The organism is Neisseria flavescens (assembly GCF_005221285.1).
GTDB classification, from domain to species: Bacteria; Pseudomonadota; Gammaproteobacteria; order Burkholderiales; family Neisseriaceae; genus Neisseria; species Neisseria flavescens.
This window is the reverse complement of record NZ_CP039886.1, coordinates 2033744-2049105: the sequence shown is the minus strand read 5'-3', so window position 1 is coordinate 2049105 and position 15362 is coordinate 2033744. Positions and strand designations below refer to the sequence as shown.

Below are 15362 nucleotides of genomic sequence, written 5' to 3'. Positions count from 1 at the left end.
TGTTTGAATGTTAATAAAATCGTTATAATCGCAACATTCTACCGCAATCCCGAAAGGCCGTCTGAAAATGAGAAATCCCGCCAAATCGGCATTACGCAAACAGTTCCGCCGCGCACGCGCCCAAATGGGCGCAGACGAGCGAAACGCCGCCACCGAAAACATCAGCCGCCTACTCAAACCCTACATCAAAAAAGGACGGAAAATCGGCGTATATTGGCCGATAGGCAAGGAATTGCGATTGGACGGCTTTGTCCGTGCCGCACAAAAACGCGGCGCAAAACTCTACCTGCCCTATATCGAACCGAACACCCGGCGGATGTGGTTCACCCCCTACCCTGCCGACGGCGCCAAACAAGAACGCAAACGCGGCCGCGCCAAATTGAGCGTCCCCCAATTTACCGGCAAAAAAATCCGCGTCCACCAACTCAGTTTGCTGCTGGTCCCCATCGTCGGCATCGACAAACGCGGCTACCGCCTCGGACAGGCCGGCGGCTATTACGATGCCACCCTCTCCGCCATGAAATACCGCCTGCAAACCCAAACCCTGGGTGTAGGCTTCGGCTGCCAACTGACCGACACCCTGCCGACCGAACCCCACGACATCCCCCTAAACGGCTTTGTCTCCGAGCTTGGCGTATTGAAATTCAGACGGCCCTGAAGGCTGATTACGGCAATTTGAACTGCACCCCAAAAGTTGGACACCCCCCCTCCAACTCACAAGGTGCAGTTTTTTTATGAGCAAATATACATTACACTTCAAATACCAAGCCGTACTCCACTACCTGCACATACGCAGTCAACAGCGTACCGCAGACCACTACGGCATTTCCCGAACCAACCTGCGACGATGGATACGCGCCTATCAAGAAGGCGGCATCGGCGCACTCGAACATCCCCAATCCAAAACCATGCCCCAACACCGCAAAAACCCCTTCATCGCCGACAAACCCGACCACGAAAAAACACAGGCAGAGCTTATCGAAGAGTTGTGCTATATGCGCGCAAAGGTTGCCTACCTAAAGGAGTTAAAAGCCCTCAGCAAAAAACAGACCGAAAAGGACAAAGCCAAACCGTCCAAACACTGAGGGCGCAACACCCGCTCAAATACCTGCTGCACATCGCAAACCTGCCCAAAAGCAGCTTTTACTACCATCATCAGGACCGACCCGACCCCAATGAAGCCGACAAAGCCCTTATCGCCGAAATCTACGAACGGCATAAAGGACGCTACGGGCAAAGGCGCATTGCAGCAGCATTAGGTTGGAACCGCAAAAAAGTGGCGCGGCTGATGAGGCAGCTAGGACTGAAAGCCCTCATACGGGCAAAAAAAGCCTACCGCCATCCCGCCATGGGCGAAATATCGGAACACCTCCTCAAACGCCGGTTCAAAGCCCGAAAGCCCAACGAAAAATGGCTGACCGACGTGACCGAACTCAAAGGAAAGGACGGCAAACTGTACCTCTCGCCGATCTTGGACCTGTTCAACCGCGAAATCATCGCCTACGCCATGAGCCGCAGAGCCGACAGTGAAATGGTGAAGGAAATGCTCGAAAAAGCGGCACCCCGGCTGACTGATAAAGGAACGATGCTTCATTCCGACCAAGGTGTGCTGTACCGTACGGCGGGGTATAGGGAATTGCTTGCGGAGTATTTCATGGTTCAAAGCATGTCGCGAAAGGCGAATTGTTGGGACAATGCACCGATGGAAAGCTTCTTTGCGGTGCTGAAGACGGAGTGTTTCTACCGTGCAGGGGAATTGACGGTGGATGAATTGATGAAACAGATAGATGACTATATGGATTACTACAACCGCGAGCGTTGCAGTTTGAAATTGAAAAAGCTGAGTCCTGTCGCATACAGAACCCGGCTTACACAGAGTGCCTGAATAGGCTTTTATGAGTGTCCAAGATTTGGGGGCCAGTTCAATTTGAATATTCGCCTTATCAAGGCCGTAAATCAACCAACTGTTAAAGGATTTCTAAAACTGTTCAGACAGTTTTGTTTTGAAAAACCAGTTTATGCATATGATAACGGTTGCTTTGCCAAATATAATAATTAAATAATAAAAAAATACCTGAAAATATAAAAACCGCCCTCCCAGGCGGTCTTTATAAGAATTTAAAAATTATCAATTTCTTCAGATAGTTAGAAATATTCCCATTTTAAACCTGAAACGTCGAACTTGAACTGGCGCGCCCCCGCTTGGAAAAATTCAACCTCAATTATAGCCTTTTTCGACTTTTTCAAGTTTTTTGTAAAATTAGTTACGGATTTGCTACCATTGATAAAGATAATGTCATGATTTCCTGCATCAGATCCAACCATATTAAAAGTCTGAATATCCCCATCATCAAACTTTACTTTCATTTTACAACCAAGTCCGCATGTAAACTGCCCTTTTGAAATTCCAATAATTACATCATTTCCATATTCCGGATTTTTCCGAATTCTGATTTCTAACTTTGAACCACCGTTATATGGGAAATCAAATTCTGTAGTGTTTTCTGATTGAATGCTAGCCCAATGAGAAGTTTGATTTCTCATTTCATCTTTATTTTCTCCATAATTCCAATTTGATTGTTCTTTCTCAACTTTAGCATCTGTAGTATTTTCCCCATTGGAAACTGATTCCTTCTGCACGGCAGTATTATCTTGCTGACTCCCATTTCCTTGCTGATTGTTATTGACTTGATGACTATTACCAGCAAAAAGACCAATTACAAATAAACCGCCTAAAGCAATAGCGACCCATTTCAATATTTTTTCATTTGTTAAATTCCTAAAATGTTAACCAATATTTAAGCATTATAAAAAATTTTTTAAAATTCGTCATATTTTTTACATGACAACTTGACCTAAGAAGTAATTATTTTCTTTATAACTCAGTCAGTAAAGCAGCGCATTCGTAACGCGAAGGCCGGAGTGGGGCGATTCCCTTCTCTAGCTCCAGGTTTGATAAAAAGGCCGTCTGAAACCTGTTTTTCGGTTTCAGACGGCCTTTATTCGGATTAAACCTTACTTGGCATCTTTAAACCCGCGTTTCAAATGCACCATCAGCAATGCGACGGCGGCAGGGGTTACGCCGGAAATGCGGCTTGCCTGCCCGACGGTTTCGGGTTTGTGCTGGTTGAGCTTTTGCTGTACTTCCGCCGACAAGCCTTTGACTTTGCCGTAATCGATGCCGTCGGGCAGCTTTAAGGTTTCGATGTCGCGGCGGCTGTCGATTTCTTCGTTTTGGCGGTCGATATAGCCTTGGTATTTGACTTGGATTTCGACTTGTTCGACCACTTCGGCGGAGAGGCGTTCAGACGGCATCGCGCCTTCGAGCGTCATCAGCGCGGCGTAGTCGAGGTTCGGGCGGCGTAACAAATCGTGCAGGTTGGCTTCTCGGCTGAGTTTTTGGCCGAATACGCGCAGCTGCTCTTCTTCGGCGAGTTTTTGCGGTGTGTACCACGTTGTTTTCAAACGTTGGATTTCGCGTTCGACGGCTTCGCGTTTTTCGTTGAACATACGCCATTGTTCTTCGCCCACCAAGCCGATTTTGTAGCCGTCCTCGGTCAGGCGCATATCGGCGTTGTCTTCCCTGAGTTGCAGGCGGTATTCGGCGCGGCTGGTGAACATGCGGTAAGGTTCGTTCACGCCTTTGGTGATGAGGTCGTCCACCAATACGCCGAGGTAGGCTTGTTCGCGGCGCAGCAGAAGCGGGTCTTGTCCGCGCACATATTGCACGGCGTTCGCGCCTGCCAATAAACCTTGTGCGGCGGCTTCTTCGTAGCCGGTCGTGCCGTTGATTTGTCCGGCGAAGAAGAGGCCTTGGATGGTTTTGGTTTCGAGGCTGGCTTTGAGGTTGCGCGGATCGAAATAGTCGTATTCGATGGCGTAGCCGGGGCGCAGGATATGGGCGTTTTCAAGGCCTTTCATACTGCGCACGAGCGCGATTTGGATGTCGAACGGCAGACTGGTGGAGATGCCGTTGGGGTAGTATTCGTTGGTGGTCAGGCCTTCGGGTTCGAGGAAAATCTGGTGGCTGTCTTTGTCGGCGAAGCGGTTGATTTTGTCTTCGATAGACGGACAATAACGCGGGCCCACGCCTTCGATTTTGCCGGTAAACATCGGGCTGCGGTCAAAGCCGCTGCGGATAATGTCGTGTGTTTTCAAATTGGTATGCGTAATCCAGCAGGACACTTGGCGCGGGTGCATTTCGGCGCTGCCGCGTACGGACATGACGGGAACGGGCGTGTCGCCGGGCTGTTCGGTGAGCTGGGAGAAATCAATCGTGCGTCCGTCAATACGCGGCGGCGTGCCGGTTTTCAGACGGCCTTGAGGCAGGTTCAATTCGCGCAAACGGCCGCCCAAGGATTTGGCGGCGGGATCGCCGGCGCGGCCGCCTTCGTAGTTTTCCAAACCGATATGGATTTTGCCGGACAAAAACGTGCCTGCGGTCAACACGACGGCGCGTGCTTTAAACTCCACGCCCATCGCGGTAACCACGCCGCTGATGCGTTCGCCGTCGAGCGTTACGTCTTCGACGGCTTGTTGGAAAAGGTCGAGGTTTTCTTGGTTTTCCAACATCTCACGGATAGCGGCTTTATATAGGATACGGTCTGCCTGCGCGCGCGTAGCTCGCACTGCCGCGCCTTTGCTGGCGTTCAAGCGGCGGAACTGGATTCCGGATTTGTCGGTGGCCAACGCCATTGCGCCGCCCAATGCGTCGAGTTCGCGCACGAGGTGGCCTTTGCCGATGCCGCCGATGGAAGGGTTGCACGACATTTGGCCGAGGGTTTCGATGTTGTGCGAGAGCAGCAGGGTTTGCGCACCCATGCGTGCGGCGGCAAGCGCGGCTTCGGTACCGGCATGGCCGCCACCAACGACAATCACGTCGTAGGTTTTGGGGTAAATCATGTAAGTCATGTTTATGTGTTCTGTAAAGGTTTCAGACGGCCTTTTGTTGATCAGGCCGTCTGAAAAGTGGAATCAAATCTTAAAAAACCAAGCTTAGAAGGTATAGCCTGTTTCCAATTCGTCATCGCCGACCAATTCGACCAGCAACGCATAAAGCGGCGCCAAATCGTTGTAACGGCGCGATACGCGGCGCAAGTAGTTCAAGAAGCGCGGAATTTCAGGGCGGTATTTGTCTTTGCCGTCGCGGTAGTACAGACGGGCAAAAATACCGGCCACTTTCAAATGGCGTTGTACGCCCATCCATTCAAACCAGCGGTAGAACTCGTCAAACTCGGCAGGCACAGGCAGCTGGGCAGCGCGTGCTTTTTCCCAGTAACGGATGACCAAGTCCAATACAAATTCTTCTTCCCATTCGATAAATGCATCGCGCAGCAGCGACACCAAATCATAGGAAATCGGGCCGTAAAGCGCGTCTTGGAAGTCCAACACGCCCGGGCGGCCTTTTGCCAGCATCAGATTGCGGACGATAAAGTCGCGGTGGACATAAACTTTAGGTTGCTCCAATAAGGGCGGCAACAGTGTATCGACGGTTTGCTGCCACAACCGGCGTTGCTTGAAGGTCAGCTCGCGGCCCAATTCTTTGGCCACAAACCATTCGGGGAATAAATTAATCTCGCGCAGCATGACTTCGCGGTCGTATTCCGGCAGTTTGCCGGGTTGGCTGGCTTTTTGCAGTTCGATCAGTTCGTCGATGGCTTCGAGCAACAGGGCTTTGTGGGCGGTTTCACTGTTTTCCTGATTCATGGCGGTCAGGAATGTGGTATTGCCCAAATCGTTCAGCACCATAAAGCCCAACGCTTCATCCACATGAAGCACTTGCGGCACATTGACCATGTTAAACAGTTTTTGCACTTTCAAATACGGCGCAATACTCATCTTCTCAGGAGGCGCGTCCATACAGATAACGGTCTGGCCGTCTGAAAACGTCGCACGGAAATAACGGCGGAAGTCGGCATCGGCTGCCGCAAAGCTCAATTCGAACGGCTGGTTCGGGTAAACAGACTCCAGCCAGTTTTGTAATTCGGTTTGTCGTTGCATAGCGGTATCGCAGAATTTCAGGTTACAATAACCGCTATTCTAACTGGCAAACCGATTTAAGGGGCGATTTTGGCTCGTTTATTTTCACTCAAACCCTTGGTACCCGCCTTAATTATGGGCTTTGGCGCAACAGCCGTGCGCGCGGAAGATGCTTCTGTTCCGCAGGCGGAAGACTATACCCCTGCCCACGCCGCCACATCCAAACCGGCAAAAACCAGCCAAAGCGAAGCCGATCCGCTTTCCTTGGGCAGCACTTGCCTGTTTTGCGACCACGAAGATGCCAAGCCGGCCGAAACCGCCGAAATCAAACGCAGCGGCGAGCCTGCCCTGCCTGCCGATTACACCCGCGTCAACGCCGATAAAATAGAAGGTCAGACCCAAGTCGGCGTCCGTGCCGAAGGCGACGTCATTGTCGAGCGCAATGCCGATGTTCTCAATGCCGATTGGGCGCAATACGACCAAGCCACCGATACCGTTACCGCCGGCGACCGCTTTACCCTATATCAAAACGGTTCGACCGTATCCGGCGACCAATTGGTGTACAACCTCAAAGACCAAACCGGTTCCGGCACTGCCGTGCGCCTCAATACCGAACAAGGCGGCCGCCGCCTTCAAAGTGTCAGCGAAAAAGCCGAACTCAAAGGCAAAGGCCTATACAAACTCATCAACACCAAATTCAACACCTGTTCGCCCGGCGATGCCAGCTGGTATATCCAAGCGCAAAGCATTGAAGCCGATGAGTCGACAGGTATCGGCGTGGCCAAACACGCTTCGCTCGTATTCGGCGGCGTCCCTGTCCTCTACACGCCTTGGGCGGACTTCCCCATCAACGGCAACCGCAAAAGCGGCCTGCTCGTTCCGACCATTGCCACAGGTTCAGACGGCCTTGAGCTGAGCCTGCCCTACTATTTCAACCTTGCGCCGAATTTGGATGCCACCATCCGCCCGGGCATTATCAGCAAACGCGGCGTGCAACTGGGCGGCCAAGTCCGTTATCTGCAACCGAATTACAGCGGCGAAGTCGATGGCGACTGGATGCCGAACGACCAAAAAAGCATCCGCAACAACCGCTACCAGTTCAAATGGAAACACCAGCAGCAGCTGAACAGCAAAATCAGCGGCGGCATCAACTACAACCAAGTTTCCGACGACGATTACTACCGCGACTTCTACGGCCGCGAAGACATCGCACGCAACGTCAACCTCGACCGTCAGGCATGGCTCAATTACAGCGACAAACTGTTGGGCGGCAGCTTTGACGGCTCGTTGCGCGTACAAAAATACCAAATGCTTGCCAACCAAGACGGCTATAAAGACGAACCTTACGCCATCATGCCCCGTCTGACCGGCCGTTGGCAAAGCCATATCGGCAAGGCTCAGCTTAACGTATTAGGCCAATTCACCCGCTTTGACCACGACACCAAGCAAGACGGCAGCCGCGTGGTACTCTATCCGAGCGTCAAATGGGATTTCCACAACCAATGGGGCTACATCCGACCTAAAGTCGGCGTACATGCCACTTATTACAGCCTCAACAGTTTCAATGGTCAAAGCGGCCGCAATGTCAGCCGCGTTCTGCCGATTATCAACGTCGACAGCGGCCTGACTTTCGAGCGCAGGGCCCGACTCTTCGGCGGGGAATACCTGCAAACGCTTGAACCGCGCCTGTTTTACAACTACATTCCGACCAAGTCCCAAAACGACCTGCCCAATTTCGACAGCTCCGAAAACAGCTTTAGCTATTCGCAGCTGTTCCGCGAAAACCTGTATTCGGGCAACGACCGCATCAATTCGGCCAACAGCCTGACGCTGGCCACACAAAGCCGTATCCTCAACCCCAATACCGGTGCGGAACTCTTCCGTGCAGGTATCGGCCAGAAGTTTTATTTCAAAAAAGACAACGTCCTGCCTGACGGCAACGTCAGCAATTATCCGCGCAGCCAATCCGACTGGGTAGCCTTTGCACACGGCAACCTTACTCCGAGCACCCGCATTGATTTGGACATCCACTACAACCAAAACCTAAGCCGTGCCGAGAGCTACGCCGCAGGGATTACCTACAACCCCGAACCCGGCAAAGTCTTAAGCGCGCGCTACAAATACGGACGCAACGAGCGCATTTATCTGCAAGCCAACGGCGACTATTTCTACGACAGGCTCAGCCAAATCGACCTTGCCGCCCAATGGCCGTTGAGTAAAAACCTGTACGCCGTTGCCCGTTACAACTACGAAATCGAAGCCAAAAAACCGCTGGAAATGCTCATCGGTGCAGAATACAAAAGCAACTGCGGCTGCTGGAGCGCAAGTTTGGTCGGCCAACGCTATGTTACCGGCGAAAACAGCCACAAAAACGCCGTATTCTTCAATCTCCAACTCAAAGACTTGAGCAATATCGGCAACAACCCATTCGAAAAACTCCGCTTAGCCATCCCCGGTTACAGCAAAACCAACGAGGTAGTCAAACAATGAACTTCAAACCCCTGATTCTCGTCGCCGCACTCACTCTCGCAGCAGGCGCGCACGCCGCCCCTAAAGCCAAAGCGACCAAAGCGCGTGCCAACAAAACTCCAGTCGTCAGCGCCACTACCATGCCTGCCGTACAAAGCGGTGTACATCTTTCAGACGGCATTGCCGCAGTTGTCGACAACGAAGTCATTACCCACCGCCAAGTAGCACAAGCCGTAGCGCAAGCGCGTCAAACCATGCCTAAAGGCACACAAATGGACGCCAACGAGCTGCGCCAACAAGTTTTGGCACAAATGATCAACCAATCCCTGATCCTCCAAGCAGGCAAACGCCGCAACATCCAAGCGACCGATAGCGAAATCGAAGCCGTTATCGCGCACAACCCCAACATCAAAAACCCGTCTGCCGCCGTCCGTCAAGACATCGCCGACAGCATTATTGTTGAAAAAGTGCGCCAACAGGCCATCATGCAAAACAGCCGCGTGAGCGACTCCGAAGTGGCACGCTACATCGAGCAGGCCAAACAACAAGGCGTAACCCTGCCTGAAGCAGACCCTGTGCGCCAATACCATGCCCAACACATCCTCATTAAAGCCGACAACGACAATGCCGCCGTCGGCGCTGAAAGCACCATCCGCAAAATCTACACCCAAGCCCGCAGCGGCGCGGATTTCGGCGGTTTGGCACGCCAATACTCGCAAGACAGCAGCGCCGGCAATGGCGGCGATTTGGGCTGGTTTGCCGACGGCATGATGGTTGCCCCATTTGAAGAAGCCGTCCACAAACTCAAACCCGGCCAAATCAGCGCCCCTGTCCGCACCCAATTCGGCTGGCACATTATCAAACTGAACGACGTCCGTGAAGCAGGTACGCCTGAAGAGCGCCAACAAAACGCCGTCCGCCAATACCTGTCCCAACAAAAAGCGCAACAGGCGACCACCAACCTCCTGCGCGAACTGCACAGCAGCTCATACGTTGACGTACGCTAATCGCGCGTATTGTTAAAAAGGCAGGAATCCGTACAATAAGGCCGTCTGAAATCGATTGTTCAGACGGCCTTCTCTCCTTTTACTTAAGCAACCCATTGATTAAAGCACCCCATCATGCCCATCCGTCCCAACTGGCAAGCTGCCACCCTGCTGCAAGCCGAAGAAACCACCCTTACTTCCGCCCGCACCGGCCGCACCTACCGCATTCAAGCTGCGGCACTCGGCGAGCGTCCGGCAGGCGGCTATCCCGTGCTGTATATCCTTGACGGAGACGCCTTTTTCCCCGCCATCCTCAATATGGCGCAATCCCTGCTCATCAACCCCATCACCAAAAGCCATGCCGCCTGTCTGATTGTCGGTATCGGCTACACCGGCGGCACCATCCGCGACTTAAGCCAACGCGCCCTCGACTACACGCCGCCGCTGCCCGACAACGCGCCCGAATCCGAACACAAACAATACGGCCAGGCCGACCGCTTCAGCTGCTTTATCGATAACGAACTCTCCGCCCTGCTCGACAGCAAATACCGCATCAATACCCAAAACCAAGCCGTCTTCGGCCATTCGTTCGGCGCCTTATACGGCCTCTATTCCCTGTTCACCCGCCCCGAACGCTTCCGCCATTATTTGCTGGTTTCGCCGTCTATCTGGTGGCAAAACCGCCGCGTACTCGATTGGCTGCCCGACACTTTGCCGCAAGGAATCGGCATCCGCCTTGGCGCAGGCGAACATGAGGGCAAAAACAACCGTCCCGACCAAACCAGCCGCGGCATGGTCGCACAAGCCAAAATCCTTGCCGGCACTTTGCACCACCTCGGCGCGGATGTCCGCTTCACCCTCTACCCCAACGCCAATCACGGCAACGCCCCGTTTTACGCCCTGACCGACTGCATCGAATATTTGCGCAGCGCATGGCAGCGTTGAAGCAGGTTTGCCAAACATTGAGGCCGTCTGGAACGCAAACTTAGAAGCGTATTGAACCTATTGGATCAATTTAAAACCCTCCAAAATCCAATTATAAAAAGGCCGTCTGAAATCTATTGTTCAGACGGCCTTTGATATACGGTTTGCCAATCAGCCATTATCCCTGCTTTTTCCATTCCAAAGCCAAATCATACAGCGCCTTTTTATTCTCGCCGGTAATCTTGGCGGCAAGCTCGGCGGCTTGTTTGGTCGGCAACTCGGCCGCAAGGATTTTCATGGTATTTTGCGCTGCCTCGGGCAAATCGCTGTGTTTCTCTTTCACCGCAGGGTGCAACACCAGCACCATCTCGCCACGCGTTTGGTTGCTGTCGTTTTTAAGGGCGGCTTGGATCTCGGCAACCGTGCCGCTGAGGAAGGTTTCAAACGTTTTGGTGATTTCGCGCGCCAATGTCAAACGGCGTTCGGGGAACTGCGCGACCATATCCGCAAGGCTTGCTTCGATACGGTGCGGCGTTTCAAACATCACAATCGGAAAATCGGCTTCCGCCCATTTGGCCAACAGCTTTTGGCGTTCGCCGGCCTTAGGCGGCAGGAAACCATTGAAGTAAAAATCGGATTCTGTCACCCCGGCCACGCTCAACGCCCCCATGACCGCGCTTGCGCCGACCACAGGCACCACTTTAAATCCGGCTTCACGCACGCGGGCAGCAAGTTTCGCACCGGGATCGCAAACCGCAGGCGTGCCCGCATCCGAAACTTGGGCGACGCTCAGGCCGTCTGAAAGATGGGCGATGATTTTATCGGCCATTTGCTGCTCGTTGTGTTCGCGCACGCTCACGAGTTTGCCCTGAATGCCGTACGCACTCAAAAGCTGGGCGGTGACGCGGGTGTCCTCGGCGCAGATAATGTCGGCCTTTTGCAGAACGGCCAGCGCGCGCAGCGTTATGTCGGCTAAATTGCCGATGGGTGTAGCGACAACGTATAATGTCTGTTTTTCGATGCTGTCGACGGCTTTTTGCAGGTGTTTTGTGTACATAGATTCAAGGCCGTCTGAAACGGCGTCTCTTTAAAAACAATGATTATATAACGGGTAAACTTTTCATGCGCTTAAACCACAAACAGGGGGCGGCGGCCGAAGATGCGGCGCTGGCATTCCTGCTGGGCAAAGGCTGCTCGCTGCTGGCACGGAACTGGCATTGCGCCTACGGCGAAATCGATTTAATCGTCAAAAACGGCGGTACGATTGTGTTTGTTGAAGTAAAATACCGCAAAAACCGAGGTTTCGGTGGTGCAGCATACAGCATCTCGCCGTCCAAATTATTGAAATTGCAACGAAGTGTAGAGTATTATCTGCAAAAGCACGGGTTGAACCATGCTCCCTGCCGCCTGGATGCGGTACTGATTGAGGGCGACGGCCAACCCGAATGGATTCAAAATATTACAGGTTAACCTCATGACAACATTACAAGAACGCGTTTCCGCACATTTTGCCGAGAGCATCCGCGCCAAGCAGGAAGCCGAAAAAGTACTGGTCGAGCCGACCGTACAGGCTGCCGAGCTGATGCTGCAATGCCTGATGAACGACGGCAAAATCCTGGCCTGCGGCAACGGCGGTTCAGCTGCCGATGCGCAACACTTCGCCGCAGAAATGACCGGCCGTTTTGAAAAAGAACGCATGGAATTGGCCGCTGTCGCGCTGACGACAGACACTTCCGCCCTGACCGCCATCGGCAACGACTACGGTTTCGACCATGTATTCAGCAAACAAGTGCGCGCGCTCGGACGTGCAGGCGACGTATTGGTCGGCATCTCCACCTCCGGCAATTCCGCCAACGTCATTGAAGCCATCAAAGCGGCACACGAGCGCGACATGCACGTCATCGCCATGACCGGCCGCGACGGCGGAAAAATCGCCGCCATGCTCAAAGATACCGACGTTTTGCTCAACGTCCCTTATCCGCGCACTGCACGCATTCAGGAAAACCATATTTTGCTGATTCACGCCATGTGCGACTGTATCGACTCCGTCCTGCTTGAAGGCATGTAACCCTTTCTTTTCAGACGGCCCATCCCTTAAAGGCCGTCTGAACACCCAACCGTCCATACCCAAGGAAAAGGATATGAAGAATATCAAACGCTACGCCCTCCCCGTTCTGACTGCGACCCTCTTAAGCCTGAGTCTGAGCGGCTGCGTCGGCGCACTGATCGGCGGTGCAGCCGTCGGCACCAAATCCGCCGTCGACCGCCGCACCACAGGCGCGCAAACCGACGACAACATTATGGCACTGCGCGTCGAAACCACTGCACGCTCCTACCTGCGCCAAAACAACCAAGTCCAAGGTTACACGCCCAAACTGAACGTTGTCAGCTACAACCGCCACCTGCTCCTGCTCGGCCAAGTGGCTACCGAAGGCGAAAAACAATTTGTTGAACGCATCGCCCGTTCCGAACAAGCCGCAGAAGGCGTGTACAACTACATCACTGTTGCCTCACAAGCGCGTTCGCTCGGCGATGTGACCAACGATACTTGGGGCACATCCAAAGTCCGCGCCACCCTGTTGGGTCTCAGCCCGGCCACCCAAGCACGCGTCAAAATCGTGACTTACGGCAATGTGACCTATGTGATGGGCATCCTCACGCCTGACGAGCAAGCCCGCGTGACCCAAAAAGTCAGCACGACCGTCGGCGTACAAAAAGTCGTGACCCTCTATCAAAACTACGTTGCCAACTGATTCACAGGCAACCCGGGGCCGTCTGAACATTCAGACGGCCATTCCTCCAACGATTACCCGACCCATCATGTCAAAGAATAATAAAACCCCTTTCCAACTTAAGCCCAAACACCTACTCCGCGCCTTATTCCTTGTCAGCTTTATTGCCGTTGCCGCCCTTGTTGCCGGCGTATTCAGCACCCTAAACTCCGGTAAAACCGACGTACCCGAAAAAAGCCCTGCCGAACAAAACGACACACGTATTGAAGTTTGGCGCCCCAACGGCGCAGTCGAACCTGAAACCGTTCAGCCTGCCAAAGACGGCGATGCAAAAACCGCCTCCGGCAATCCTGTCGTCCCACAAAACGAAAAAGGCGAAAAAGCGGAAGAAGGTGTAAAAAACGACCGCTCCTCTGTACACCGCAGCAAACGCACAGAAAACAAACGCGCTGAAACCGACAAATCAGAAAACACACAATCCGACAACAACAGCCCTGCCGCTCAAAACAAACCTAAAGCAGACAGCCAGCCGGTAGAAAACAAAGCCGCAAGCAACAAACCTGCCGCACAAGCGGTAGAAAACAAACCGGAAAAAGCCAAAGCCCCCGAGTCCAAACCGACTCCGAAAGCCGAGCCTGAGGCAAAACCACAAGCCAAACCGCGCAATACAGACAATCTCGACAACCTGTTTTAAACAGACGGCACACCCGTCCCGTTCAGACGGCCTCCATGCCGTCTGAAACAAGAAGGAAACCTCATGAACGAAGTCATCATCAAAACCCCCGAAGAAATCGAAAAAATGCGCGAACTCGGCCGCTTGGTCGCCGAAGCCCTCGATTACATCGGCCAATTCGTCAAACCCGGCGTAACCACCAACGAAATCGACAAACTCGTTTACGACTACCACGTCAACGTTCAAGGCGGTTATCCGGCCCCTCTCAACTACGGCAACCCGCCCTACCCGAAATCCTGCTGCACCTCTGTCAACCACGTTATCTGCCACGGCATTCCCGACGACAAACCGCTAAAAGAAGGCGACATCGTCAACATCGACCTGACCATTAAAAAAGACGGTTTCCACGGTGACTCCAGCCGTATGTTTACCGTCGGCAAAGTCTCCCCGATTGCCCAACGCCTGATCGACGTGACTCACGCCTCCATGATGGCGGGTATCGAAGCGGTCAAACCCGGCGCCACCCTCGGCGACGTCGGCTATGCCTGCCAACAGGTTGCCGAAAATGCCGGCTACTCCGTCGTACAGGAATTCTGCGGACACGGCATCGGCCGCGGCTTCCACGAAGCGCCGCAAGTAGTCCACTACGGCCGCAGAGGCGAGGGCCTCGTCCTCAAACCGGGCATGATTTTTACCATCGAGCCGATGATCAACCAAGGCAAACGCCATCTGCGCATCCTGAACGACGGTTGGACAGTGGTCACCAAAGACCGCTCCCTCTCCGCCCAATGGGAACACGAAGTTTTGGTTACCGAAACCGGCTACGAAATCCTTACCATCAGCCCTGCCAGCGGTAAGCCTTAACCTTGAAAAAACCTTCAGGCCGTCTGAAAACATAGATTCAGACGGCCTAAAATTTATTCGCATTCTCAATCTAGAAAACCGAATAAAAACTCGAAATTAAGTTTTTACCCAGATTAAATTGTTTAATTATGTAAAAATTTGCTTACGCCATATTTAAGATAAGTGCATAATTTGATGATTTATATAATGAAAATTTACTGAAATAATGAATTAAGAAATATTTACACAAATTATGGCAGACAGCGGAAAACTTCTTTCGAATATACTGTCCAATTATCTAGATCAGTCATTTGCAATACGCCCACATATCACCCCAAAGCCTACAGGAAAGGGATGCCGGCATTCTTGCAGACCCATTTTTATGCCTAGAGGCATGCAACAAATACCACAATAAGGAAGATTCATGAAATCGTTCGAAAAAATTGAAAATATCCGCGATATCCGTAAAAAACTCGGCCTGAACCAAATGGACTTCTGGAGCCGCATTGGTGTGACTCAATCCAGTGGTTCCCGTTACGAATCCGGCCGCAACATGCCTAAACCTGTACGCGAATTGCTGCGTTTGGTACACATTGAGCGCGTAGATTTGGCTAAAGTAAACCGTGACGACTTGGCCGTTGCGTCCTTGCTGAAAAACCGCGACCCTGAGTTGTACGCTTCTCTGAAAAAAGAAGCTAAAGCCGACAACAAAGGCAAATAATCAAGCCATTCAAAAGGCCGTCTGAAATTCGTTTT

The 15362-nt window shown here is 52.6% G+C and carries 16 protein-coding genes; 12 read left to right on the top strand and 4 right to left on the bottom strand.

Features of this window, described 5'->3' with window-relative positions; translation table 11 throughout:
- Window positions 1-67 precede the first annotated feature (67 nt).
- From FAH67_RS10460 to FAH67_RS10450, 3 genes are all read left to right on the top strand, one after another.
- On the top strand, window positions 68-658 hold the full coding sequence (locus FAH67_RS10460; RefSeq protein WP_003682669.1) for a 5-formyltetrahydrofolate cyclo-ligase: 591 nt from the start codon (window positions 68-70) through the stop codon (window positions 656-658).
- A gap of 76 nt (window positions 659-734) precedes the next feature.
- Window positions 735-1085 (top strand): helix-turn-helix domain-containing protein, encoded by a 351-nt coding sequence (locus tag FAH67_RS10455; protein ID WP_112890781.1) that lies wholly within the window; start codon window positions 735-737, stop codon window positions 1083-1085.
- Window positions 989-1885 (top strand): IS3 family transposase, encoded by an 897-nt coding sequence (locus tag FAH67_RS10450; RefSeq protein ID WP_112890689.1) that lies wholly within the window; start codon window positions 989-991, stop codon window positions 1883-1885. Before FAH67_RS10455 ends, FAH67_RS10450 begins: the two co-directional genes overlap by 97 nt.
- 260 nt (window positions 1886-2145) lie before the next feature.
- Here FAH67_RS10450 and FAH67_RS10445 read toward each other — a convergent pair whose 3' ends face one another.
- The 3 genes from FAH67_RS10445 to amgK form a co-directional block, all read right to left on the bottom strand.
- A complete protein-coding gene (locus tag FAH67_RS10445) occupies window positions 2146-2757 on the bottom strand; it encodes a hypothetical protein (protein ID WP_003680656.1) in 612 nt (203 codons plus the stop codon).
- 258 nt (window positions 2758-3015) lie between these two features.
- Complete coding sequence (mnmG, locus tag FAH67_RS10440) at window positions 3016-4911, bottom strand: tRNA uridine-5-carboxymethylaminomethyl(34) synthesis enzyme MnmG (RefSeq protein WP_003680655.1); 1896 nt, start codon at window positions 4909-4911, stop codon at window positions 3016-3018.
- An 84-nt stretch (window positions 4912-4995) separates the two neighbouring features.
- Entirely contained in the window at window positions 4996-6000 is a 1005-nt protein-coding gene (gene amgK / locus FAH67_RS10435) for an N-acetylmuramate/N-acetylglucosamine kinase AmgK (protein ID WP_003680654.1), read from the bottom strand.
- A 69-nt stretch (window positions 6001-6069) separates the two neighbouring features.
- On the opposite strand from amgK, the gene FAH67_RS10430 reads away from it, so the two are divergent.
- The 3 genes from FAH67_RS10430 to FAH67_RS10420 all read left to right on the top strand — a co-directional run bounded on the left by FAH67_RS10430 (window position 6070) and on the right by FAH67_RS10420 (window position 10379).
- Window positions 6070-8469: an LPS-assembly protein LptD gene (locus FAH67_RS10430; RefSeq protein ID WP_370446681.1), complete on the top strand. Its 2400-nt coding sequence runs from the start codon at window positions 6070-6072 to the stop codon at window positions 8467-8469.
- Window positions 8466-9455, top strand: a complete 990-nt coding sequence (locus FAH67_RS10425) for a peptidylprolyl isomerase (RefSeq protein WP_003680652.1) — start codon at window positions 8466-8468, stop codon at window positions 9453-9455. The genes FAH67_RS10430 and FAH67_RS10425 overlap by 4 nt, the downstream gene beginning before the upstream one ends.
- 114 nt (window positions 9456-9569) lie before the next feature.
- Window positions 9570-10379, top strand: a complete 810-nt coding sequence (locus FAH67_RS10420) for an alpha/beta hydrolase (protein ID WP_003680650.1) — start codon at window positions 9570-9572, stop codon at window positions 10377-10379.
- A gap of 157 nt (window positions 10380-10536) precedes the next feature.
- Here FAH67_RS10420 and rsmI read toward each other — a convergent pair whose 3' ends face one another.
- Entirely contained in the window at window positions 10537-11415 is an 879-nt protein-coding gene (gene rsmI / locus FAH67_RS10415; protein WP_003680648.1) for a 16S rRNA (cytidine(1402)-2'-O)-methyltransferase, read from the bottom strand.
- 65 nt (window positions 11416-11480) lie between these two features.
- Between rsmI and FAH67_RS10410 the strand changes: the two genes are divergently transcribed.
- The 6 genes from FAH67_RS10410 to FAH67_RS10385 all read left to right on the top strand — a co-directional run bounded on the left by FAH67_RS10410 (window position 11481) and on the right by FAH67_RS10385 (window position 15327).
- Window positions 11481-11828 (top strand): YraN family protein, encoded by a 348-nt coding sequence (locus FAH67_RS10410; protein ID WP_003680646.1) that lies wholly within the window; start codon window positions 11481-11483, stop codon window positions 11826-11828.
- A gap of 4 nt (window positions 11829-11832) precedes the next feature.
- Window positions 11833-12426 carry a phosphoheptose isomerase gene (locus tag FAH67_RS10405; RefSeq protein ID WP_003680645.1) on the top strand — a complete coding sequence of 198 codons (594 nt, stop codon included), beginning with the start codon at window positions 11833-11835 and terminating at the stop codon, window positions 12424-12426.
- A gap of 73 nt (window positions 12427-12499) precedes the next feature.
- Entirely contained in the window at window positions 12500-13111 is a 612-nt protein-coding gene (locus FAH67_RS10400; protein ID WP_003680644.1) for a BON domain-containing protein, read from the top strand.
- A 67-nt stretch (window positions 13112-13178) separates the two neighbouring features.
- Window positions 13179-13784, top strand: coding sequence for a prolipoprotein diacylglyceryl transferase (locus tag FAH67_RS10395; RefSeq protein ID WP_003680643.1), 606 nt, complete (start codon window positions 13179-13181; stop codon window positions 13782-13784).
- A gap of 63 nt (window positions 13785-13847) precedes the next feature.
- Window positions 13848-14627 carry a type I methionyl aminopeptidase gene (gene map, locus FAH67_RS10390; protein ID WP_003680642.1) on the top strand — a complete coding sequence of 260 codons (780 nt, stop codon included), beginning with the start codon at window positions 13848-13850 and terminating at the stop codon, window positions 14625-14627.
- 403 nt (window positions 14628-15030) lie between these two features.
- Window positions 15031-15327, top strand: coding sequence for a helix-turn-helix domain-containing protein (locus tag FAH67_RS10385; RefSeq protein WP_115287664.1), 297 nt, complete (start codon window positions 15031-15033; stop codon window positions 15325-15327).
- Window positions 15328-15362: the final 35 nt, after the last annotated feature.

Excerpts from the sequence above, each read along its gene's own strand:
- FAH67_RS10400 (WP_003680644.1), top strand. The coding sequence starts at position 12,500 with ATGAAGAATATCAAACGCTACGCCCTCCCCGTTCTGACTGCGACCCTC.
- FAH67_RS10395 (WP_003680643.1), top strand. The coding sequence starts at position 13,179 with ATGTCAAAGAATAATAAAACCCCTTTCCAACTTAAGCCCAAACACCTA.
- FAH67_RS10455 (WP_112890781.1), top strand. The coding sequence starts at position 735 with ATGAGCAAATATACATTACACTTCAAATACCAAGCCGTACTCCACTAC.
- FAH67_RS10405 (WP_003680645.1), top strand. The coding sequence starts at position 11,833 with ATGACAACATTACAAGAACGCGTTTCCGCACATTTTGCCGAGAGCATC.
- amgK (WP_003680654.1), bottom strand. The coding sequence starts at position 6,000 with ATGCAACGACAAACCGAATTACAAAACTGGCTGGAGTCTGTTTACCCG.
- mnmG (WP_003680655.1), bottom strand. The coding sequence starts at position 4,911 with ATGACTTACATGATTTACCCCAAAACCTACGACGTGATTGTCGTTGGT.
- FAH67_RS10385 (WP_115287664.1), top strand. The coding sequence starts at position 15,031 with ATGAAATCGTTCGAAAAAATTGAAAATATCCGCGATATCCGTAAAAAA.
- rsmI (WP_003680648.1), bottom strand. The coding sequence starts at position 11,415 with ATGTACACAAAACACCTGCAAAAAGCCGTCGACAGCATCGAAAAACAG.
- FAH67_RS10410 (WP_003680646.1), top strand. The coding sequence starts at position 11,481 with ATGCGCTTAAACCACAAACAGGGGGCGGCGGCCGAAGATGCGGCGCTG.
- FAH67_RS10460 (WP_003682669.1), top strand. The coding sequence starts at position 68 with ATGAGAAATCCCGCCAAATCGGCATTACGCAAACAGTTCCGCCGCGCA.
- FAH67_RS10420 (WP_003680650.1), top strand. The coding sequence starts at position 9,570 with ATGCCCATCCGTCCCAACTGGCAAGCTGCCACCCTGCTGCAAGCCGAA.
- map (WP_003680642.1), top strand. The coding sequence starts at position 13,848 with ATGAACGAAGTCATCATCAAAACCCCCGAAGAAATCGAAAAAATGCGC.
- FAH67_RS10425 (WP_003680652.1), top strand. The coding sequence starts at position 8,466 with ATGAACTTCAAACCCCTGATTCTCGTCGCCGCACTCACTCTCGCAGCA.